This window comes from Aeromonas sp. Marseille-Q5825 (assembly GCF_946892685.1).
GTDB classification, from domain to species: domain Bacteria; phylum Pseudomonadota; class Gammaproteobacteria; order Enterobacterales; family Aeromonadaceae; genus Aeromonas; species Aeromonas rivipollensis.
On record NZ_CAMPOU010000004.1, the window covers coordinates 435,001 to 455,215 of the forward strand.

The window sequence follows — 20,215 nt, forward strand, 5'->3', positions numbered from 1 at the left end:
CCGGAGCAGCCCCCCCCAGTGATGTAGACCCGCAACTTGAGCTCGGGATTTTCTTCTTCGGTAATCAAGGTCTTTACCTTGTTCGCCGCCGCATCCGTCATCTGGATTGGCAACGGGGCTTCTGCTACTGCACTCATTACTGACCTCACAACCATTACATCCACAAACATGGAAACCGCGAAATTATCCAATACCCGACCATTTAGTTCAAGTATTCACCACTCTCTTACTGCACCACGGGCAAGGGGGCAGGTTGAGTCACCAGAGGCTTGAGTACCTCACTCCATTCCGCCAGCAACTCCTGGGCCGGCTGGCGCCCCTCCTTGGCGATGATGATCCTCACCCGATCCGGCACAAAGCCTGTCGGCAGTTGCCAGTTGCCTTCCAACAGCTGGAAGTAGCGCAGCGCATAGCGCCCCTCCCCGACCTTCATGCCAAGCTCACGCCCGCTGAGGATCTTGGGTTTGTCTGCCAGACTGCCTTCGACCCTGATCTGTACCTGGCCCCGGAACAGCTCCCGCTTCTTGGCGGGCTGGGTCAAGGCCAGACGATAGTGATAGCGACCCGGCACGCTGGTTTCCTGCAGGGTCAAGTTGTCGATGGTCACCCCCACCTGATCACCTGTTGGGCGCATGATCCGCTCGAAGAAGGCCAGCTGACGCTTCTGCTCCTGCACCTGGGCTTCCTGATCCTTGAGGGTCTTCTGCAACTGTTCGAAGGCCGCCTTCTGGGTCGCCAGCAAGGTGTCCTTGACCCCCAGATCCGTCTTGAGCTGACCTATGGCCTTGCTCTGCCGCTCCAGGGTCTCTTGCTGTACCGTCAGCAGACTGCTCTGGGCCAGCTCTTGCCGATTCCCGATGAAATAGCCGATGCAGGCCCCCACCGCCAGCACCACCAATACCTTCACGATTTGGGACATAGGGCCTCTTCTATTAGCACGCCATACCACGGCCTGTTTCCCTTCACTATACGCGACCTCGCCGGATTGATATGGATAAACAAGGAGTTAACTGGCAGCCACGCTGCCGTCTCCCCGCTTTTGACGCGCAGAAAGCCGTAAAGTTCGCTCCAGGATCTGGGAATAGATGGGGCGCCCTCCCAACCATTGCGCCACCAGGGTGGCCCCTATGGTGGTGATCATCATGGGCAGGATCAGCTGATAGTTGTCCGTCATCTCGGTCACCAGCACTATGCCGGTGATGGGAGCCCGCACTGTGGCGGCAAAGAGCGCCCCCATGCCGGCGATGGCGAAGGCGCCCGGCTCTATGCCCAGATCCGGAAAGGCTGCATGGCACAGGTGGCCGAAGATCACCCCGAACAGGGTACCGAGTGCCAGAGTAGGGGCAAAGACGCCACCGGGGGCGCCCGAACAAAAACAGATGAGGGTGGCGATCAGTCTCACCGAGAAGATGAGGAAGAGGGTCGCCATCGCATAGTCGCCCCCCACCAGGTGAGGGATCAGCTCGGTTCCCCCACCGGTCACCGAGGGGGCAAACAGCGAGAGCACGCCGAAGGTGCCTGCCACCAGCATGCCGATGGCGACGAAGCGGTGACGCTTGTTCTGGTGCAGGGCCAGATAGCCGTCCTGACAGGCGAGCACCAGCTTGTTGAACACGAAGCCCAGCACGCCGAAACAGCCCCCCATGAAGAGGAAGAGCCAGAGCGCCTTCAGGGCCGGGGCATCATAGTGGGGCAGGCTGATGACAGGCGCCTGCCCCTTCATGTTCTGCAGCATCAGGGTCGCCATGACGGCCGAGATCCCCACCGCCTTGATGGCGAGGAAGGAGTAACGGAACTGCGGCCGCATCTCCTCCATCACGAAGAGTATCCCCGCCAGCGGCGCGTTGAAGGCGGCGGCCAGTCCGCCCGCCGCTCCCGCCGCCAGCAGGGCATGACCATGCTCCTTCGGCAGGCGGAAGATATCCGCCACCATCTTGCCGAGGTTGCCGCCGATCTGCACCGAGGGCCCCTCCCGCCCCAATACCATGCCGGAGCTCAGGGTACAGATGCCGCCGAAGAACTTGACCGGCAAGACACGCCACCAGCGCACCGGGCGCAGCTCATCCATAGCCCCTTCTATCTCGGGAATGCCGGAGCCGCCCGCTTCCGGGGCGAAGGTATGAGTAAGGAAGTAGCCGACAAACCCCAGCAGGGCGCTGAAACCAAAGCCCAGCAGACCGAGTTGCCACCAGGGGCGGTCGGCCAGCAGCAGGATTCTCTGCTGGGCCAGCCAGTGCACACCGGATTCAAACAACCCGCAGACCAGTCCGGCCAAAACACCGACCAGGGCGGCCAGCAAGAGCACCAGCAGCGGCATCTTGTCCCGCTGGATCAGGCGCTGCAGGGCAGGAGGGCGACCTTGTGTGGTCGCCTCGCGAGGGGGGATAGCTTGTTGCACCATGGGTATTCACGCTCATCTAACGAGGGTCGGAAACACCCGGCCTCGGCTCGGCTGCCCAGCACAGGGCCTTTCTGCTATAGTCGGCCCGTTTCATTTATCACGGGTGCAGACCGGGAGTCCGGGTGGCGAGAGCGCAAAGCATACTCCTCCCACCGCAGCCTGCCGAGCCGCAATCGACCGCCTGCGCCCGGGTGACGACCAAAATCCCATTAAGGATGATCCATGTCAAAATCAGATCAGCTGTTTGAACAGGCCCGCCAGACCATTCCGGGCGGCGTCAACTCACCGGTCCGCGCCTTCAATGGGGTCGGCGGCACACCCCGCTTCATCGATCACGCCGATGGCGCCTACCTCTATGACGTGGATGGTCAGGCCTATGTAGACTACATCGGCTCCTGGGGCCCCATGCTGCTGGGTCACAACCATCCGGCCATCAAGGCCGCCGTCATCAAGGCCGTTGAGAAGGGGCTGAGCTACGGCGCCCCCACCGAGATCGAAGTGCTGATGGCCGAGAAGGTACGCCAGATAGTGCCTTCCATGGAGCAGGTGCGTATGGTCAACTCCGGCACCGAAGCCACCATGAGCGCCATCCGCCTCGCCCGTGGCTACACCGGCCGGGACAAGATCGTCAAATTCGAGGGTTGCTACCACGGCCACGCCGACTCCCTGCTGGTGAAGGCAGGCTCCGGCGCCCTGACCCTGGGCCAGCCCAACAGCCCGGGCGTGCCGGCCGATTTCGCCAAGCACACTCTTACTTGTGTGTTCAACGATCTGGACTCGGTGCGCGAAGCCTTCACCCAGTACGGCAGCGAGATCGCCTGCATCATAGTCGAGCCGGTGGCGGGCAACATGAACTGCATCCCGCCGGTGCCCGGCTTCCTGGAAGGGCTGCGCGCCATCTGTGACGAGTTTGGCGCCCTGCTGATCCTGGACGAAGTGATGACAGGCTTCCGGGTCTCCCTGCGCGGCGCCCAGGGCCACTACAACATAGATCCCGACCTCACCACCCTCGGCAAGATCATCGGGGCCGGCATGCCGGTGGGCGCCTTCGGCGGCAAGAAGAAGGTGATGCAATACATAGCCCCGACCGGCCCCGTCTATCAGGCGGGCACCCTCTCCGGCAACCCTGTGGCCATGGCTGCGGGTCTCACCATGCTGGACTTGCTGCTGGAGCCGGGTCTCTATGAGCAGCTGAGCGCCAAGACGGCCCGGGTGGCGGAAGGGCTGAAAGCCGCCGCTGCCAAACACGGCATCCCGCTCGCCATCACCTATGTGGGCGGCATGTTCGGCTTCTTCTTCACCGAAGAGACCGAGATCACCCGCTATGAGCAGGTGACCCGCTGCGACATGGAACGCTTCAAGCGCTTCTACCATCTGATGCTGGAAGAGGGTGTCTATCTGGCGCCGAGCGCCTACGAGGCGGGCTTCCTGTCACTGGCCCACGGCGACAAGGAGATTGAACACACCCTGGCCGCCGCCGAGCGCAGCTTCGCCAAGCTGGTGGGCTGAGCCCTGCCGGAATGAACCAAGGGCCCGCAAAGGGCCCTTTTTTGTTACCTCTGTCGTCTCGCCCTGCCAGAGCCCCCTTCTGGTGCAGACCCTTCTCTCTTCTCGCCGGTGTTTGCCACTTGCTGGTGCATCCGCCACCCCATTGGCTGTCATAAAGCGGGCCCACTATTTGCACTGCTTTATTCAGGAGCCCACTTGACCGAGGTCCATATGGCAGAGATGAGCCCCATCGACGTGCTGCGGCGCTATCAGGAGTACGAGACCGAGTTGCCCCCCCTGTTGCTGGGGCTGCTCACCCTCCCCCAGGAGGCCCTCAAGGCCTATCCCTTCGTGCTGAGCGTGCAGAGCCTGGGCGAGAGCCAGACAAGAGCGGGGATCCTGCCCCCCATTCCGGCCCCGCAGGGGCAACTGCGACTGAAGGTGCAGGGCCATGGCCGCGAGCTTGAGATCAATCTGCATCAGCTGATCGCCTGGCTGATGGGGGACAGGGAGCGGCGCCGCGCCATACCCTGGTTCAGGGCCGTCTACGTGATCCTGAGCCTGGCGCTGTTTCTCATCGTGGGAACCCTGATCTGGCATGGCCTAGAGCAGCTCTATCTGCTGCTGTGCGGCACCCAGCAGAACCGGCTCGGCGCCTTCAGCGCCATCATCTTCCTGACCCTGGCCCTGGCGGTGTTCGATCTGGGCAAGACCATACTGGAGGAGGAGGTGCTGCTGCATAAGGACATCTTCCGCCACAGCGCCATTCGCCGCACCATCACCCGCTTCATCGCCGCCATCCTGATCGCTGTCTCCATCGAGGGGCTCTTGCTGCTGTTCAAGGGATCCCTCGGCCAGAACGAACTGCTCTGGCCTGCGGTGGGGGTGATGGGCTGCGCCGTGGGATTGCTGCTGGCATTGGGGCTCTATGTCTTCCTCGGGGCCAAGGCCGAGGCCGCCCTGGTCGCCTCCAGCCAGCGGCCAGCGGCGGCCCCGCAGCAAGCGCCGCTCACCAGGCGGCATGGCCGGATCAGGCGGACCGGATAAGCCTTCGCCAGACTCCGAATCTCCTCATTTATGGCATCACGAGCTGGCAGCACCGGCCAGCCGAGACTCGGGCTGACGGCGCGCAGCCTGCCAGGAGGCGTACATGGTCCAGGAGGTGTAGATGACGATGAAGGCCACCAACCATTTGAGCATCTCCATGTCCATGGACTGTACCAGCATGGCCGCCAGTACCACGCCGATGGGGCCGAAGAGGGCTACCGCCAGCACGGCCCTGGCATCGAAGGCCCCCTTGCGGATGAAGGTGCCCGCCGAGAAGACGCTGAGCACCGCAGTGGACCCCATCATGATGGGGAAGGCCGCCAGCGGGTTCATCCCCAGCAGATAGACCAGCGTCATGCAGGGGGCGAACAGCCCTATGCCCACATTCATCAGCACCCCGAACAGGAAGTTGCCGAGCAGGGCTATCCCCAGCTTGTAGCCACTGAGCCCCATGGCCTCGCCGCCCAGGGGGAAGAGCCCCAGCAGCCCGGCAAAGATGAGCCCGGCCACCACCAGCAGGGAGACCGCCATCACCAGCCTGATGGTCTGGCGATCGAACGAGGCCACATGACGGGCACCCCAGGCGGCGCCTGCGGCAGCGGCGGCCATCATGCTGATCAGGGTGAGCGGATCCACCTTGACCACGCCGATGAAGATGAGGGACTGGGTGACCGTCGGCAGCACGCACTGACCGTTGAGGGTGCCCGGCAGCAGGCGATCGTCGATCAGCTTGAACTGCTTGTAGCAGGCGGTCTTGACCGCGAAGCTGCCGACCCCAAGGGTGTCGAGAAAGTTGGCGACGAAGCCGATGGCCGCCACCGGCCAGAAGGGGGTGGACTCCAGCTCGCCCCGGCGCCGCTTGTGCCACCAGGCGTGAACCAGCATGAAGATAAAGACCAGGGCGCAACCGATAAACAACAGGCGCAGAAAAGTGACTAGCATAGGGGGACCTCCAGCAACGGGCGGCGATTCTAAGGCAGCCCACAGAAAAAATCCTGGTCTGGATCACGCTTTCATCGGATGCAAACGTTTGGCCCCGTCAGTTTCTGATGGTAAAGCTCGAATGACTCTGCCAATACTTGTCGTTGAGGGCGCAAGCCCGCACTCATCGGGCGTAGTCCTGGTCATTTCGCGACGACCACAGCACCGATGGGCATAAGCAAAAGAAGGCGGTCACCCGCCTTCTTTTTATTGCCTTTCGTCACCTAGGCCGCAACGGCCTCAGGAGATCCAGCGGGGCAGCCTGGGAGCCAGGCGGTCGATCAGCCGATCCGACAGTGGGGTCAGCAGCAAGGGCGGCAGGCAGATGAGGGCGAGGCAGAGGGCGCCGACATAGACGTCCGTCAGCCAGTGGGCACCGGCGAGGATGCGGGGGGCCGAGAACAGGGGCACCATCAGCACGGCGATCACGGCGACCCGGCGCGGCAGGTAACGCAGGGCAAAACCGGCGAAGATCATCAGGAACAACGCATGATCCCCGGGGAAGCTGTCGCCGGCAGAGTCCTTGGCCGGGATGGCGCTGAGCTCGCTCAGCCGCAGCGCCCCGTCCACCATCAGGGTCGGGCTGGGACGACTGACCGGCAACAGGTGGCCGAGCTGATTGATCACCAGGGCCCCCAGCAACATGACGATCCCCATGGCCACCAGGCGACGGCGCGCCTCACCCTGGGCCCGGAAGAAGCAGGTGGCCAGGATCAGCCCCATGCAGCCCAGGGCGACCAGATCGAACAGGCGATTGTTGGTGATGGCCACCAGATCGGCCCAGCGGACGGATTGGCCCAGCCAGCCATTGACCAGCTGGAAGGTGGCGAGATCCCAGTGATCCCAGGGGCCATGACCCGGCAGGGCAGCCCAACTGAGGGCAATCAGGCCCCCGATCAGATAGAGAGGTATGAACTTGCTCATGCCGAGTCTTCCTTCAAAAAGCGGTGATTCTAGGTCAGCCTCCCGGTGACTTGAATCACAAAAATGTAAGAATTCATGTAACAAACAATATCCTATTGAATCTTGTTTGCACCCGCCCTGCCACCCCCCGGATGCGGGAGCAGCCAGCGCCACCTTGGCGCGCTAGGGGCTTGCGGCTAGTATGAGGCTCTTTTTACTCAGGATGATGGCTATGCGCAGCTACCTTCGCATGATGTTGTTTGCCCTCGGTTTGCTGGCGGGCGTGCAGATACCGGGGATCGTCGATCTCTACTACCAGCGGCTGGATGCGCGCCTGCAGCAGGCCAGCCTCAGCTTGGAACCCTTCCAGCGCACCGCGGATCAGCACTTTGGCGGCGATCTCGACGCCCTGATCGCCCATTACGGCGCCAGCCAGGATCCCGTCTTCACCCAGGACGCCACCAGCCTGCAGCAACTGGTGAGTCAGCAGCGCCACCTGCAGCAGGAGCGCGCCTTCCAGGGTCAGCCCTGGTACCTGCAGCTCTCCCACCTGCTGTCGCAGGCGGACTCCCAGCTCTGGCAGGACACCCTGCGCAACTACGGCTATGTGGTGCCCCTCAAGCAGGCCGCCATCTTCTGCGGTGTGGCGGTGGGGCTGCTCGCCTCCCTGCTGGGGGATCTGCTGCTCAGCCTGCTCCTGCTGCCCTTTCGCCAGCGCCAGCCCGCCCCCCGTCACGCCCTGCGCTGATCTCCAGCCGTCTCAAACAACAGGGGCCAGCGGCCCCTGTTGTCGTTCTCCTCCCTGAAAGGGGCTACTCGAAGGGTTCGAGATAGGCCTCGATGGCCTTCTTCAGCCAGGCCAGCACCTTGCCGTGATGGGCATTCTCCGACAGATAGACCCCGTAATCGCGCCACTGCAGGCTGAACTTGTGCTTCAGGGTCAGCAGCTCCCCCTGGCGCAGCTGGCTCTGGATCAGCGGTGAGGGCAACACAGCCCAGCCGAGGCCGTCCAGCACAGCATCCCGCATCAGTTCGAAGCTCGACAACCCTATGTGCTGGCCGCCGATGGGGAGCAGGCTCTTGACCGAGAACTCGTCCACATAGGAGAGGGTGACCTGGGTCTGATCGGTCAGATCCTGCTGCAGCACCCGCTTCAACCCCGCCAGCGGGTGGCTGGGCGCCACCACCATCAGGGTACGGATGGGGTTGAGCACCTCTATGTTGAGGCCGCTGCGCTCCTGATCCTCGGTGATGAGGCCGAAGGCGGCATCCACGAACCCCTCCTCCACCAGGGAAGGCAGCTCGGGGGGCGAGGCCAGCACCAGGGAGATGCTGGTGCCGGGAAACTGGTGGCGCAGCGCCCCCAGCATCTCGCGCCAGACCGGCTCGGGGATAGCGTCATCCCGCGCCACCCTGAGCGCCACCTCGGCGCCCGAGGCGTAGTGCTCGCACTTGAGCTTGAGGCTGTTGGCCGCCTGCAGCAGTCGCCGGCAGTCGTCCAGCACCTGCTCCCCTATCTCGGTCAATCGGCTCTGGTTGGCCCCTCGTTCAAAAAGGTCGACGCCAAGCTCCACTTCCAGGGCGGCGATCGCCGTGCTGACGGCACTCCGGCTCTTGCCAAGGCGTCTGGCGGCATTGGCAATCGAACCACTGCCTGCTGATTCTACAAAGAGTTGTATCTGATAAAGCTTCATGATTGCGCTCTGGTGGCAGCTTGCTCCATCTTCACCTTACGCCGCGCCCCTCCCCCAAGGCAAACCGTCAGCGCCAGAATTATCGACGCTCAGCGATACCCGGACCTTGCCCAACCGCGGCTATCCTCTCCCTCGTCGTAGCAACAGAAGGAAACCCCATGTTATTCAGTCCCCTGCTTTTGGCCCGCCTCTTCCTGACGGGCGCCATCCTGACCGAGGTGGCAGGCACCTCCACCATGGCTCTGATCCCGGAGAGTGAGGCCGGCTGGCTCAACTACCTGCCGATGTGGCTCCTCATCGCCCTCTCCTACCTACTGCTGGCCAAGGCCGCCAAAACAATCTCCATTGGTATTGCGTTCGCGCTCTGGGAAGGGCTGGGAATCGCCCTGATCACCGCCGTCTCAGTGCTGTTCCTTGGTTACGAGCTGAGTGTGCAGGAGTGGGTCGGGCTGGCGCTGGCAATAGTGGGCATTGTTATGGTGACCCTGGGGGAAACCCATGCCGAGCCGGTTGACGCCACCCCTGCCAAGGAGCTCCCATGCACCCGTTGATCATCGTCCTGAGCGCCGCCCTGCTGGATGTGGGGGCCAACATGGCCATCAACCGCTCCCTCGGTTTTCGTCACAAGGGCTGGGGCCTGCTCGGCATACTGCTGGTGCTCTGTGCCTTTACCCTGCTCAGTGAGGCGGTGAGCACAGGCAGGATAGATCTCGCCGTGGCCTATGCCACCTGGGGCGCCATCGGCATCCTGGGCACCGCCCTCGGCGGCCTGTTGCTGTTTGGGGAGCGTCTCAAGCCCGTCGGCTGGGTCGGCATCCTGATCATGGCCGTCGCCGTGGCGCTGCTGACCACGGCGTGATGAACACCTGACCCCATGAAAAAGCCGCCCGGTGTTCGCCGGGCGGCTTTTTACGCACTCATGCTGCCGCAAAGCCCGCTCATGCCGGCCCGGCATCGACCTCGTAGAGCTCCAGCGGCAGGCCGTCGGGATCGGCGAAGAAGGTGAAGCGACTGCCGGTCAGCTCGTCCACCCGCACCGGCTCCACGGCCACCCCCTGGTGCTCCAGATGGGCGATGACGGGATCGAGCACCTGCACCCGAAACGCCAGGTGCCGCAGGCCGCACGCCTCCGGCCTGGAGGGGCGCGGCGGCGGGGCCGGAAAGCTGAACAGCTCCAGCTGGCTGCCATCTGGCAGCGCCAGATCCAGCTTCCAGGAGTGGCGGGCCTCCCGCAGGGTCTCGTTGATGATGGGCAGCCCCAGCACCTGGTGGTAGAAGTGGCGCGAGCGCTCATAGTCGCTGGCGATGATGGCCACGTGGTGAATGCCGCCGAGCAAGGGAAGTGTCATGGCAATCCTTGTAAAACGGGCAGCCAGGCTGCCCGTTCTCGTTAGTTGAAGAAGCCGCCGAACCACTGATCCAGCGCGTTGACCGGGCTGGAGACAGGGCTGGCGCAGCTCATGGGCTCCCCCAGCCCAGCCAGCTTGGCCGGCACCTGCAGGCTGCCGGGACAGTCGCTGGCGACACGGGCGCCGCTCGCGCGGGAGAAGCTGGCCCAGCTCACCCCTTCCGGCATCTTCAGCCCCAGGCTGTTGACGCCGCGCTGGCTCATGTAGCCGCTGAACAGCTGCAAGGCACCGCTGGCCCCGGTCAGCCCGGCGGGCTGGTTGTCATCCCGGCCGACCCAGACGCTCACCAGCTCGTTGTTGTCCATACCGGCAAACCAGGAGTCCCGCAGCTCGTTGGTGGTCCCTGTCTTGGCGGCCATGGTGGCGCCGGGGAACTTGGCGCCGAGCGCCCGGGCAGTGCCCTGGCTCACCGTCTTGGTCATGGCGAACAGGGTCAGCCAGCTGGCCTGGGGATCCGTCACCCGCTTGGCGGTCTCGTCATGCTGATAGAGCTGGCTGCCATCGCTGTTTACCACGGCGCGAATGGCCGACAGCGGCTGGGTCAGCCCCTGGTTGGCGATGGGCAGATACATCTGGTTCACCTCCATGGGCGAGAGCGCCACCGCCCCCAGCACCAGGGAAGGATAAGGCTGGATCTCCTGCTGGACCCCCAGCTTGTGCAAGGTGTCCACCACCTTGTCGAGCCCCACCTGCAGACCCAGGTTGACGGTCGGCACGTTGAGGGAGCTGGCGAGCGCCTCCATCAGCGGCACGCTCTGGCGGAACTTGCGATCGTAGTTCTGCGGCGTCCAGATCTGGCCATCCTGGCCGCGGATGCGGATCGGCTGATCCTTGAGCGGCGTGCCCAGGGTCAGGCCGTTGGAGAGACCGGTGAGATAGACAGCCGGTTTTACCAGGGAGCCAATCTGACGACGGGCATCCAGCGCACGGTTGAAGCCGGCGTAACGGGGATCCCGCCCCCCCACCATGGCGACCACCTCGCCCTTGTGCCAGTCGGAGACCACCATGGCCGCCTCCAGCTTCTTCTTGCCGCGCTGCTTCTCGATGGTGGCGAGGCCTGTCTCGACCGCCTGCTCGGCGGCGTGCTGGGCGATGGGATCCAGGCTGGTGAAGATCTTGAGGCCGGACTGCTTGAGCAGATCCGGGCCGAAGCGGTTCTGGATCTCCCGCTTGAGCAGCCCCATGAAGGCCGGGGTGCGGCCATAGCTCATCTGGCCCCGGGTGATGATGCCAAGGGGCTGCTTGCTGGCCAGCTCATACTCGGCCTGGGTCAGGCTGCCGTGCTCCATCAGCAGTTTCAGCACCAGATCCCGGCGCGCCTTGGCCCGCTCGGGGAAGCGCCAGGGATCGTAATAGGAAGGCCCCTTCACCATGCCCACCAGCAGGGCCACCTGATCGATGTCCAGCTCGTTGACCGGGATGCCGAAGTAGAAGTAGGAGGCGAGCCCGAAGCCATAGACCCCTTGCGAGAAGTTCTGCCCCAGGTAGACCTCGTTGAGGTAGGCCTCCAGGATCTCGTCCTTGCTGTAGCGGTAGTCGATGAGCACCGCCATATAGGCTTCCTGTGCCTTGCGCCACAGGCTGCGCTCCCGGGTCAGGAAGAAGTTCTTGGCGAGCTGCTGGGTGAGGGTGCTGCCCCCCTGCACTGTGCGGCCCGCCAGCACATTGGCTACCATGGCACGCATGATGGCCACAGGCGAGACGCCGCCGTGCTGATAGAAGTCGCGATCTTCGGTGGTCAGCAGGGTCACCAGCAGGCTGTCCGGTACCTCGGCGATGCGTACCAGCAGGCGATCCTCCCTGTCCTCGGTGTTGAGGCGGTCAAGCAACACAGGGTCCATCTGGGCATAACCTAGCTGACGCTGGTTCTCCAGGGACTGGATCCCCTCCAGCCGCGCACCGTTGAAGGTGAGACGCAGGCCACGGGCGCCGTCGGCGCCGTCATGGAACTCGAACGGACGGCGTACCAGCTCGATGCGATTGCCATTGACCGCGTACTCCCCCGGGGTGTGGGGCTGACGCACCTGCTTGTAGCTCAACATGTTGAGCTCGCGCAGCATCTGGGTCTGGGAGAGGCGCTGGCTGGGGTAGAGTTCCAGCGGGCGGCTGTAGACCATCACGGGCAACTGCCACTTCTCGCCATCGAAGCGCTCGCGCACCTTGGTATCGAGGTAGATGCCGAACACCACCATAAAGGCCGCCACCACCAGGGAGAGCTTGAAGCCAAGCCAGAACAGCTTGCGCCAGATGGTGCGTTTGGGAGCTGCCTTCTTGGGAGGGCTCTTGCGTCGTTGGGTTGCCATAAATCCTCTTTGCATTCCTTTCTACTTGTTATGTCGCATTCGCGAACGTCCGATCGGGCTTAACCAATCGAACCTGGATCCTGGGTTTCATTTCGCCAGACATTCGCCAGACAAATGGATGCCCACTCCCTCATCCCAACCCTTCTTCCACAAGGGGAGAAGGGAGCAAACACCAAGCTCGATCGGTTCCCTCTCCCTCTGGGAGAGGGCGAGGGTCATCTGCTGGAGTTGGGCTTAGCTAGGCTCAGCACCAACCTAGATCCCCATCTTCTTCTTGGTGACTTTGGTCGGCATGGCCTCCAGGGGGTTGTCCGGCCAGTAGTGGCGGGGGTAACGCCCCTTCATCTCTTTCTTCACCTGCTCGTAGGATCCCGCCCAGAAGGCGGCGAGATCGGCGGTGATCTGCAGCGGTCGCTGGGCCGGAGAGAGCAGCTCCACCACCAGGGGCACACGGCCATCGGCCACGCAGGGGGTCGTGCCCTGCCCGAACATCTCCTGAATACGCACCGGGATCACCGGGGCCTGCCCCGGCTGATAGCGGATCCGCACCCGGCTGCCGGTCGGCGCGCTGAAGTGGCTCGGCAGCGCCTCGTCCAGCCGTTTTGGCAAGGGCCAGGGCAGGGACTGGCGCAGCAGATCGGAGAGGTTGAGCCTCTTGAGCTGCTCCAGCCGGGTCATGCCGCTCAGGGCAGGCAAGAGCCACTCCTCCAGCCGGGCCAGCAGACTCTCGTCGTCCATGGCGGGCCAACCCTCGTCCGGCAGCCAGTCGCGAGCGCAGCGCAATCGGGCCAGCAGCCCCTCGCTGCCCTCGTCCCAGGGCAGCACATGCAACCCCTTGCGACGAATGCCCTGCAGCAGGCAGCGCCCCTTCTGCTCATCGGAGAGATCCGTCAACGGCCGCTGGCCGAGCACCAGTTCGCCGAGCACCTGCTGGCGCTCGGCGCGGACCCGCTCTTCCCGCTCGTCCCAGTCGAACCACTGGCGTTCGCTCACCAGCTCCGGCAGCTGGCGCACCAGCTCGTCCAGCGCCACCGGCTCGGCGATGAAGATGCGGCTGCCGCGATCGTTCTGCCCCATCTCGATGGCGATCAGGGCCCCTTGTCCCTGACATGGGTGACCTTCTACCAGATCGCAGCCGATCCCACCACTGAGTTGATAGCGGCTGCCACTGCGCAGCTTGCCGATCCGGTCCGGCCAGGCGAGGGCGCACAGCAGCCCCAGCCACTGACCCTGGGCGGCCGCAGGCCTTGCGCCAAGGCGCTCGAACCAGCGGGCGGCCCCCTGACGCAGGGCCCCCAGACGACGATGGAACAGCACGGAAAGGCGCTCGGATCCTCGCAGATCTTCTTCCAGCAGCGCCACCAGGAAAGCCCCATCGGCGACAATCCCTGTCAGACCCTCGGCCTCCAGCTCCCGGGCCCGCAACAACATGCGCGCCAGACGGGGATGAGTGCCGAAGGCGGCCATGGTGCGGCCGGCCGGGGTGAGTTGTTGCTCACCCTCCGCCTTCATGGCCCCCAGGGCCACCAGCAGGCGCCGGGCGCTCGCCACCGCAGCCGCAGGGGGCATGTCGAGCAGCGGCAAGCTCTCCACCCTGGCGCCCCACTGGGCGGCGTCCAGCAGCAGACCGGTCAGCTCCTGGGTGAGGATGTCCGGCGGGCTCTGCTCGGCGAGGCGCTCCTGCACTTCGCTGCTCCAGAGCCGGTAGCAGACCCCGGGGCCGAGACGGCCGGCACGGCCTGCCCGCTGGGTGGCGGAGGCCCTGGCAATCTGACGGGTCTCCAGCCGGGTGACGCCGCTTCTCAGATCGAAGGTGGCACGCCGCTCCAGCCCGCTGTCGATGACCACCGAGACCCCCTCTATGGTGAGGGAGGTCTCCGCCACATTGGTGGTGAGCACCAGCTTGCGACTCCCCGCCGGGGCAGGCTCTATGGCCGCCTGCTGGGCCGCCATGTCGAGGCGACCGTAGAGGGGGGCAAGGCGCACGTCATCCGGCAGGCGCCCCTCCAGCCACTGGGCGAGTCGCTCTATCTCCCCCTGCCCAGGCAGGAACACCAGGGCACTGCCCCCGTGGGCCGCCAGCGCCTCCAGCACCACGGCGCCCACCTGGGGCTCCAGCCACTGCTGGCGATTGGCGGGGCGGTAGTGGTAGTCGATGGGAAAGCCGCGCCCCTCGGAGCGGATCACAGGGGCGTCCGGCAACAGGCTCTCGAGCGCCATGCCCTCCAGGGTGGCGGACATGATGAGCAGCTTGAGATCGTCACGCAGCCCCTGCTGGCTCTCGATGGCGAAGGCCAGGGCGGTATCGGCGTACAGGCTGCGCTCGTGGAATTCGTCGAAGATCACCAGGGAGACGCCGGTCAGCTCGGGGTCTTGCTGCAACATCCGGGTCAGCACCCCCTCGGTCACTATCTCGAGCCGGGTGGCGGCACTGGTGCGACTCTCGCCCCGCACCCGCAGCCCGATGCGCTCCCCCACCTTCTCCCCGAGCTGACGCGCCAAGAAGCCCGCTATGTTGCGCGCCGCGAGGCGCCTGGGCTCCAGCATGATGATGCGACCGGGCAGCCGGTTTAGGCGCACCAGCTCCAGGGGCAGCAGGGTCGACTTGCCTGCCCCTGGCGGGGCCTGCAGTATCACGCTGGCGTGGCTGTCGATGGCATCAAACAGCTCGGGCAGCACAGAGACTATGGGGAGTTGGGACAAAACGGCGAAGACCTTCTGTGATGACCAGGAAAACGGCGCCCATTCTGCCACAGCCAGCCGCCCACCGTCAGCAGCCGTGCCGGATGCGCGCCAACCGGTTGGGGCAGACCTGGGGCGTCCCTGCCGGTACAACAGCCCGCCCGGACAAGCGCGAGACGCGACCAGGAGACATCCGTAGACGAGCTGCCATAGAATGGCCCTTTCATGTGAGTACCACGAGGACCGACGCTGCGCATGCCCAGACTCTTCTTTGCCCTGCCCCTGCACCAGCTTGCCCCCGCCTTGATCGACTGGCGCGAACGACGTCCCTGGCCCGGCCTGCCGGTGTCCGAACGCAATCTGCATTTGACCCTGGCCTTTCTCGGTGAGGCCGACGAGGCCACTCGGGACAGGCTGATCGCCGCCGCCGCACAGCAGCGCTGTCCCCCTTTCAGCGTCCATCTGGATCAGACCGGCTGGTTTCAGCGTGCCAGGGCCGCCTGGGTGGGGCCCAGTGAATGGCCAAACGAGCTGAACGTGCTGGCCAGGGCCCTGCGTCGCCACGGCGAGAAGCTGGGGCTTGGCAACGGGGAACAGGGCTACCGCCCCCATGTCACCCTGTCGCGCAAGGCCGGCGAGGCCCCGGAGGCGCTGCCCGCCCCCGATCTTGTGCTGCAGGCGGACAGCTTCTGCCTCTACCAGTCCGTCAGCACCCCGCAGGGGGTCAGCTATGAACCCATCGCCTGCTGGCCCCTGCGTGCCCGCATCAAAGAGACCAACAGCGAGGAGCTGACCCCATGATCTTCGATCCCCCTTTGCAATCCGGTCTGCTCATCGCCCGCTACAAGCGCTTCCTCACCGATGTGCAGCTAGCCGATGGTGAGACCATCACCATCCACTGCGCCAATACCGGCGCCATGACGGGTTGTGCCGATCCGGGCACCCGGGTCTGGTACTCCACCTCGAACAACCCCAAGCGCAAGCTGGCCCACAGCTGGGAGATAGCCCAGAGCCCGGCGGGCCACTTCATCTGCGTCAACACGGCGCGGGCCAACCAGATCGCCCGGGAGCTCATCGAGCAAGGGGCGCTGGCGCCGCTGGCGGGTTATGCCAGGCTGCGCACCGAGGTGAAATACGGGGAGGAGAACAGCCGCATCGACCTGTTGCTGGAAGACGATCACAGGCCAAGTTGTTACATAGAGGTGAAATCCGTCACCCTGCTCGACGAGCGGGAACAAGCGGGCATGGGCTACTTCCCCGATGCGGTCACCGCCCGTGGCGCCAAGCACTTGCGTGAATTGATGGCCATGAAGGCGGCCGGGCACAGAGCCGTGCTGCTGTTCATGGTTTTGCACTCCGGTATCGCGAGAATGCGCCCTGCAGCCCATATAGATCCGCACTATAGTCAGCTTGTTGAGCAGGCGATGGCGGCAGGGGTTGAAATTTTATGCTATCGCCCCCATGTTGGGGTGCAGGGCATGGTGGCTCAAGATTTTATTCCATTTGAATCTGACCATCTGCTACCCGAGGGCTGAGAATAAATGCTGGAGTGGGTAACATTATTGACAAGGCTTGTTTGCCTCCCGTTGACCCTTCTGCTATAGATACCGCCCTCAATTTATGGATGGCACGGGTAGCGTGCTGAATTAGGAGACAGGGCATGCCAACAGGCGAAAACAGGAAATCTCTGGGCCCCCTGGCCATTGCGGGTGTAGAGCCTTACCAGGTAAAAGCCGGTGAGGAGTACATGAATGACCAACAAAAGGTACATTTTCGCAAGATCCTGGGAGCCTGGCGCAACCAACTGATGCAGGAAGTTGACCGCACCGTCGACCACATGAAGGATGAGGCTGCAAACTTCCCGGATCCGGTCGATCGCGCCGCGCAGGAAGAAGAGTTCGCACTCGAACTGCGCACCCGCGACCGTGAACGCAAGCTGATCAAGAAGATCGAAAAGACCTTGCTGCTGCTCGAAGAAGACGACTTTGGTTACTGCGAACATTGCGGTATCGAAATCGGTATTCGTCGTCTGGAAGCCCGTCCGACCGCCGACCTCTGTGTCGACTGCAAGACGCTGGCTGAAATCAAGGAAAAACAGATGGCTGGCTGATGCCGCCCATCGACATGGACAAAAAAAGGGAGCTCGCAGGCTCCCTTTTTTATTGAGCTTTTCCCGCGACCATCCCAGAATGCAGCCTCAATGCATCGTCTACCCGAATTCCCATGGCCATGACTCCCTCCTCCCCTGTTCGACCCCATGTCGGTCGCTTCGCCCCCTCCCCGTCAGGTCCGCTCCACTTCGGCTCCCTGGTCGCCGCCCTTGGCAGCTTCTTGCAGGCGAGATCGCAACAGGGGCGCTGGCTGGTGCGCATCGAGGACATAGATCCGCCGCGGGAGATGGCCGGGGCCAGCGGGCTCATCCTCCAGACCCTGGAGGCCCATGGCCTCGGCTGGGATGGGGAGGTGATGTTCCAGAGCGCGCGCCACGGCCGTTATGACGAGATCATCGATCAGCTCTATCGGGCCGGGGATCTCTACTGGTGCCGCTGCACCCGGCGCGAGATCATGGCGGCGGGCGGCTTCTACAACGGCCACTGCCGCACCCTGGGACTGACGGCAGAGGGCTGCGCCGCACGCCTGCGCCAGCATAATCCCGTCTACCACTTCGAGGATGAGTTGCAGGGCCATATTGCGGTGCCTGCGGCGCTCGCCGAGGAGGACTTCATCGTGCGCCGCCGGGATGGCCTCTATGCCTACAACCTGGCGGTGGTGGTGGATGACATGGACAGCGGCATCACAGAGATAGTGCGCGGCGCCGATCTGCTGGAGCCCACTGTGCGCCAGATTGCCCTCTACCAGACCCTGGGGGCTGACGTCCCCGCCTGGGTGCACCTGCCGCTGGCGGTGCTGGCGGATGGCAACAAGCTGTCGAAGCAGAACCATGCGCCGGCGCTGGCACAGGATGACGTCAGGCCCGCCCTGTGGCAGGCCCTCGCGTTCCTCGGCCAGTGCCCGCCGCCTTGCCTGAGAGAGAATACCGTCGACGAGATCATCGCCTGGGGCATTGCCCACTGGCAGCTGGCCCGGGTCCCCCGCCAGCAGAAGATAGTGCTGGGGGCCAGATAAGCAGGCCCCCGGAGCAAAAGCAGGCCGCCGCGTTTCTCATTTGAGCAGGCCAGAACCCGGGGAACTGAAAGCGTCTTTCCTTGTACGACCTGGCCCGAATCGGGGAAGCAGACCGCAGCGTTTCTCATTTGGTCGGGCCTGAGCTATGATAGGCCGCTATTTTTTGGCCTCCCGTCAATTTGAAGTCATGAAGAGGTGTACCATTTTTTCCCAGATCGCAAACTTTTGCCGCAAGGTGCTCGGCAAGGAAGACGGCGAGCAGTCGATGGAGTCTCCCATTCCAGCCCGTGTCGCCGGTCAACGCCGAACCTTGAGCCGTGACCAGCACCCCATCTCGCGCAAAGAGATCAGCGAGAATGCGCTCAAGGTGCTCTACCGCCTGAACAAGGGGGGCTACGAAGCCTACCTGGTGGGTGGTGGCGTCCGGGATATTCTGCTCGGGAGAACGCCAAAGGATTTCGACATCGCCACCGATGCCACGCCGGAGCAGATCAAGGCGTTGTTCAGCAACTGCCGCCTGATCGGCCGTCGTTTCCGCCTGGCCCACATCGTCTTTGGTCGTGACGTGATCGAAGTGGCTACCTTCCGTGGTCACCACCATCAGGTCAATACCAGCAAGCACGTATCGGCCCAGTCTGATGAAGGCATGCTGCTGCGCGACAACGTCTACGGCACCATAGAAGAGGATGCCGAGCGCCGTGACTTTACCGTCAACGCCCTCTACTACAGCGCCAAGGATTTCACCCTGCACGACTTCGAGGGTGGCATCGAGGATCTTGCCGAGCGCAAGCTGGAGCTGATCGGTGACCCCGAGACCCGCTACCGGGAAGATCCGGTGCGCATGCTGCGCGCCGTGCGCTTCGCCGCCAAGCTGGAGATGACCATAAGCCCGCGCACCGCCGCCCCCATCCGGGAACTGGCGCCGCTGCTGCAGGACATTCCGGCCGCCCGTCTGTTCGAGGAGACCCTCAAGCTGTTCCTGGCCGGTGACGGTCTCGCCACCTACAAGCTGCTGCGCGAATACGGGCTGTTCCAGCCCCTGTTCCCCCAGGTCGCCGCCCTGTTTACGCCCAACGGCAACTCGCCCTACGAGCAGTTCATCGAACTGGCGTTGATGGACACCGATACCCGGGTACGTGAAGAGAAGCGGGTCACCCCGGCCTTCCTCTATGCCACCCTGCTGTGGGGCGCCGTCGAGGCCCGTGCCCGGGTGCTGGAAAACGAGAGCGGCCTGCCCTGGCACGACGCCTTCATGCTGGCCATCAACGAGGTGCTGGATGCCCAGGTGCGGATCATCGCCGTGCCGCGCCGCTTCACCACGGACGTGCGCGACATCTGGGCCCTGCAACAGCGCCTGACCCGTCGTCAGGGTCGTCACCCCGAGCGCGCCATGGAGCATCCAAAGTTCCGTGCAGCCTTTGACTTCCTGCTGCTGCGCAACCGGGTCGAGCGCGGCCTCGGCGAGCTGGCCAGCTGGTGGGAGCGCTATGTGGCCTCCAACCCGGATGTGCGTCCGCAACTGCAACGGGAAGCGACCCGCCGCCCGGCGAGCGGTGAGCGTGCCCCGGCGGCCGAGCCGCGCGGAGACGGTGAGAAACGCAGCAGCAACAGCCGCAACCGCCGCCGCCCCCGTCGTCGCAAGCCGAAAGCGGCAGAATAAAGGCCACCCGATGATCGAGGTCTTCGTTGCCATCGGATCCAACCTGGGCAACCCCGTCGCCCAGGCCAGACAGGCCGTCGCCGCCCTGGGCAGGCTGCCGGAATCCGAATTGCAACAGGCCTCGCAGCTTTACGGCAGCCGCCCCATGGGCCCTGCGGATCAGCCGGACTACGTCAATGCCGTGGTGCGGCTTCATACCCGGCTCGGCCCCCTGGCTTTGCTGGATCAACTGCAGAAAATCGAGCGGGAACAGGGACGTGTGCGCAAGGACGAGCGTTGGGGTCCAAGAACCCTGGATCTGGATCTGCTGCTGTACGGCGAGCAAGTCATCCAGCATGAACGCCTGATCGTTCCCCACTACGGCATGAAGGAGCGGGAGTTCGTCCTGCTGCCCCTTGCCGAAATCGCCCCCGCCCTGGTGCTGCCCTGCGGCACCCCGCTCACCGAACTGGTTGCCCGCTGCCCGCGCAATGGTCTCGAGATCCTTGCCTGCGCAACGGGTGAGTAGACGAGTAGGAGCA

General features: G+C 64.1%; 20 protein-coding genes (1 of these 20 cut by a window edge). 11 read left to right on the forward strand and 9 right to left on the reverse strand.

The window, feature by feature from the left end; genetic code table 11:
- The 3 genes from erpA to clcA form a co-directional block, all read right to left on the reverse strand.
- Nucleotides 1–137, reverse strand: the 5' portion of a protein-coding gene (erpA, locus tag OC537_RS12585; protein WP_025328177.1) for an iron-sulfur cluster insertion protein ErpA. The gene continues 214 nt to the left of window position 1, outside the view; only the first 137 of its 351 coding nucleotides appear in the window; its start codon is at nt 135–137; its stop codon lies off the left edge, out of view.
- Between the two features lie 89 nt (nt 138–226).
- The gene (locus OC537_RS12590) at nt 227–919 is read right to left on the reverse strand and encodes a DUF6776 family protein (RefSeq protein WP_111910437.1); all 693 of its coding nucleotides are present in this window, start codon (nt 917–919) and stop codon (nt 227–229) included.
- Between the two features lie 87 nt (nt 920–1,006).
- A complete protein-coding gene (gene clcA / locus OC537_RS12595; protein ID WP_262111690.1) occupies nt 1,007–2,401 on the reverse strand; it encodes a H(+)/Cl(-) exchange transporter ClcA in 1,395 nt (464 codons plus the stop codon).
- A gap of 222 nt (nt 2,402–2,623) precedes the next feature.
- On the opposite strand from clcA, the gene hemL reads away from it, so the two are divergent.
- Nucleotides 2,624–3,910: a glutamate-1-semialdehyde 2,1-aminomutase gene (gene hemL, locus OC537_RS12600; protein WP_262111696.1), complete on the forward strand. Its 1,287-nt coding sequence runs from the start codon at nt 2,624–2,626 to the stop codon at nt 3,908–3,910.
- 210 nt (nt 3,911–4,120) lie between these two features.
- A complete protein-coding gene (locus tag OC537_RS12605; RefSeq protein WP_262112225.1) occupies nt 4,121–4,936 on the forward strand; it encodes a hypothetical protein in 816 nt (271 codons plus the stop codon).
- Nucleotides 4,937–4,972: 36 nt separating this feature from the next.
- On the opposite strand, the gene OC537_RS12610 is transcribed toward OC537_RS12605, so the two are convergent.
- Together OC537_RS12610 and OC537_RS12615 are read right to left on the reverse strand one after the other, a co-directional pair.
- The gene (locus OC537_RS12610; protein ID WP_262111698.1) at nt 4,973–5,878 is read right to left on the reverse strand and encodes a sulfite exporter TauE/SafE family protein; all 906 of its coding nucleotides are present in this window, start codon (nt 5,876–5,878) and stop codon (nt 4,973–4,975) included.
- 279 nt (nt 5,879–6,157) lie between these two features.
- On the reverse strand, nt 6,158–6,841 hold the full coding sequence (locus tag OC537_RS12615; protein ID WP_262111700.1) for a phosphatase PAP2 family protein: 684 nt from the start codon (nt 6,839–6,841) through the stop codon (nt 6,158–6,160).
- A 211-nt stretch (nt 6,842–7,052) separates the two neighbouring features.
- Between OC537_RS12615 and OC537_RS12620 the strand changes: the two genes are divergently transcribed.
- A complete protein-coding gene (locus tag OC537_RS12620; RefSeq protein ID WP_234689794.1) occupies nt 7,053–7,568 on the forward strand; it encodes a DUF2937 family protein in 516 nt (171 codons plus the stop codon).
- A 64-nt stretch (nt 7,569–7,632) separates the two neighbouring features.
- On the opposite strand, the gene OC537_RS12625 is transcribed toward OC537_RS12620, so the two are convergent.
- Nucleotides 7,633–8,514: a LysR family transcriptional regulator gene (locus tag OC537_RS12625; RefSeq protein WP_163147229.1), complete on the reverse strand. Its 882-nt coding sequence runs from the start codon at nt 8,512–8,514 to the stop codon at nt 7,633–7,635.
- Nucleotides 8,515–8,672: 158 nt separating this feature from the next.
- On the opposite strand from OC537_RS12625, the gene OC537_RS12630 reads away from it, so the two are divergent.
- Both OC537_RS12630 and OC537_RS12635 read left to right on the forward strand, forming a co-directional pair.
- Entirely contained in the window at nt 8,673–9,065 is a 393-nt protein-coding gene (locus OC537_RS12630; protein ID WP_262111704.1) for a DMT family transporter, read from the forward strand.
- On the forward strand, nt 9,053–9,373 hold the full coding sequence (locus OC537_RS12635) for an SMR family transporter (RefSeq protein ID WP_262111706.1): 321 nt from the start codon (nt 9,053–9,055) through the stop codon (nt 9,371–9,373). The genes OC537_RS12630 and OC537_RS12635 overlap by 13 nt, the downstream gene beginning before the upstream one ends.
- Nucleotides 9,374–9,452: 79 nt before the next feature.
- Here OC537_RS12635 and OC537_RS12640 read toward each other — a convergent pair whose 3' ends face one another.
- The 3 genes from OC537_RS12640 to hrpB all read right to left on the reverse strand — a co-directional run bounded on the left by OC537_RS12640 (nt 9,453) and on the right by hrpB (nt 14,929).
- The gene (locus OC537_RS12640; protein WP_262111709.1) at nt 9,453–9,863 is read right to left on the reverse strand and encodes a VOC family protein; all 411 of its coding nucleotides are present in this window, start codon (nt 9,861–9,863) and stop codon (nt 9,453–9,455) included.
- Nucleotides 9,864–9,904: 41 nt separating this feature from the next.
- The gene (gene mrcB, locus OC537_RS12645) at nt 9,905–12,226 is read right to left on the reverse strand and encodes a penicillin-binding protein 1B (RefSeq protein WP_106885875.1); all 2,322 of its coding nucleotides are present in this window, start codon (nt 12,224–12,226) and stop codon (nt 9,905–9,907) included.
- A gap of 255 nt (nt 12,227–12,481) precedes the next feature.
- The gene (gene hrpB, locus OC537_RS12650; protein WP_262111711.1) at nt 12,482–14,929 is read right to left on the reverse strand and encodes an ATP-dependent helicase HrpB; all 2,448 of its coding nucleotides are present in this window, start codon (nt 14,927–14,929) and stop codon (nt 12,482–12,484) included.
- Nucleotides 14,930–15,163: 234 nt separating this feature from the next.
- Here hrpB and thpR point away from each other — a divergent pair, with 234 nt between their 5' ends.
- The 6 genes from thpR (at nt 15,164) to folK (ending at nt 20,202) form a co-directional block, all read left to right on the forward strand.
- Nucleotides 15,164–15,709 (forward strand): RNA 2',3'-cyclic phosphodiesterase, encoded by a 546-nt coding sequence (gene thpR, locus OC537_RS12655; RefSeq protein ID WP_163137726.1) that lies wholly within the window; start codon nt 15,164–15,166, stop codon nt 15,707–15,709.
- Nucleotides 15,706–16,443, forward strand: coding sequence for a DNA/RNA nuclease SfsA (gene sfsA, locus OC537_RS12660; RefSeq protein ID WP_168235774.1), 738 nt, complete (start codon nt 15,706–15,708; stop codon nt 16,441–16,443). Before thpR ends, sfsA begins: the two co-directional genes overlap by 4 nt.
- Before the next feature lie 125 nt (nt 16,444–16,568).
- Nucleotides 16,569–17,018, forward strand: a complete 450-nt coding sequence (dksA, locus tag OC537_RS12665) for an RNA polymerase-binding protein DksA (RefSeq protein WP_005329052.1) — start codon at nt 16,569–16,571, stop codon at nt 17,016–17,018.
- A 113-nt stretch (nt 17,019–17,131) separates the two neighbouring features.
- On the forward strand, nt 17,132–18,034 hold the full coding sequence (gene gluQRS, locus OC537_RS12670) for a tRNA glutamyl-Q(34) synthetase GluQRS (protein ID WP_171276815.1): 903 nt from the start codon (nt 17,132–17,134) through the stop codon (nt 18,032–18,034).
- 187 nt (nt 18,035–18,221) lie between these two features.
- Nucleotides 18,222–19,694 carry a polynucleotide adenylyltransferase PcnB gene (gene pcnB / locus OC537_RS12675; RefSeq protein WP_262111717.1) on the forward strand — a complete coding sequence of 491 codons (1,473 nt, stop codon included), beginning with the start codon at nt 18,222–18,224 and terminating at the stop codon, nt 19,692–19,694.
- Nucleotides 19,695–19,704: 10 nt separating this feature from the next.
- Entirely contained in the window at nt 19,705–20,202 is a 498-nt protein-coding gene (folK, locus tag OC537_RS12680; protein ID WP_139745434.1) for a 2-amino-4-hydroxy-6-hydroxymethyldihydropteridine diphosphokinase, read from the forward strand.
- Nucleotides 20,203–20,215: the final 13 nt, after the last annotated feature.

Excerpts from the sequence above, each read along its gene's own strand:
- OC537_RS12590 (WP_111910437.1), bottom strand. The coding sequence starts at position 919 with ATGTCCCAAATCGTGAAGGTATTGGTGGTGCTGGCGGTGGGGGCCTGC.
- clcA (WP_262111690.1), bottom strand. The coding sequence starts at position 2,401 with ATGGTGCAACAAGCTATCCCCCCTCGCGAGGCGACCACACAAGGTCGC.
- hemL (WP_262111696.1), top strand. The coding sequence starts at position 2,624 with ATGTCAAAATCAGATCAGCTGTTTGAACAGGCCCGCCAGACCATTCCG.
- OC537_RS12605 (WP_262112225.1), top strand. The coding sequence starts at position 4,121 with ATGGCAGAGATGAGCCCCATCGACGTGCTGCGGCGCTATCAGGAGTAC.
- OC537_RS12610 (WP_262111698.1), bottom strand. The coding sequence starts at position 5,878 with ATGCTAGTCACTTTTCTGCGCCTGTTGTTTATCGGTTGCGCCCTGGTC.
- OC537_RS12615 (WP_262111700.1), bottom strand. The coding sequence starts at position 6,841 with ATGAGCAAGTTCATACCTCTCTATCTGATCGGGGGCCTGATTGCCCTC.
- OC537_RS12620 (WP_234689794.1), top strand. The coding sequence starts at position 7,053 with ATGCGCAGCTACCTTCGCATGATGTTGTTTGCCCTCGGTTTGCTGGCG.
- OC537_RS12625 (WP_163147229.1), bottom strand. The coding sequence starts at position 8,514 with ATGAAGCTTTATCAGATACAACTCTTTGTAGAATCAGCAGGCAGTGGT.
- OC537_RS12630 (WP_262111704.1), top strand. The coding sequence starts at position 8,673 with ATGTTATTCAGTCCCCTGCTTTTGGCCCGCCTCTTCCTGACGGGCGCC.
- OC537_RS12635 (WP_262111706.1), top strand. The coding sequence starts at position 9,053 with ATGCACCCGTTGATCATCGTCCTGAGCGCCGCCCTGCTGGATGTGGGG.
- OC537_RS12640 (WP_262111709.1), bottom strand. The coding sequence starts at position 9,863 with ATGACACTTCCCTTGCTCGGCGGCATTCACCACGTGGCCATCATCGCC.
- mrcB (WP_106885875.1), bottom strand. The coding sequence starts at position 12,226 with ATGGCAACCCAACGACGCAAGAGCCCTCCCAAGAAGGCAGCTCCCAAA.
- thpR (WP_163137726.1), top strand. The coding sequence starts at position 15,164 with ATGCCCAGACTCTTCTTTGCCCTGCCCCTGCACCAGCTTGCCCCCGCC.
- sfsA (WP_168235774.1), top strand. The coding sequence starts at position 15,706 with ATGATCTTCGATCCCCCTTTGCAATCCGGTCTGCTCATCGCCCGCTAC.
- dksA (WP_005329052.1), top strand. The coding sequence starts at position 16,569 with ATGCCAACAGGCGAAAACAGGAAATCTCTGGGCCCCCTGGCCATTGCG.
- gluQRS (WP_171276815.1), top strand. The coding sequence starts at position 17,132 with ATGGCCATGACTCCCTCCTCCCCTGTTCGACCCCATGTCGGTCGCTTC.
- pcnB (WP_262111717.1), top strand. The coding sequence starts at position 18,222 with ATGAAGAGGTGTACCATTTTTTCCCAGATCGCAAACTTTTGCCGCAAG.
- folK (WP_139745434.1), top strand. The coding sequence starts at position 19,705 with ATGATCGAGGTCTTCGTTGCCATCGGATCCAACCTGGGCAACCCCGTC.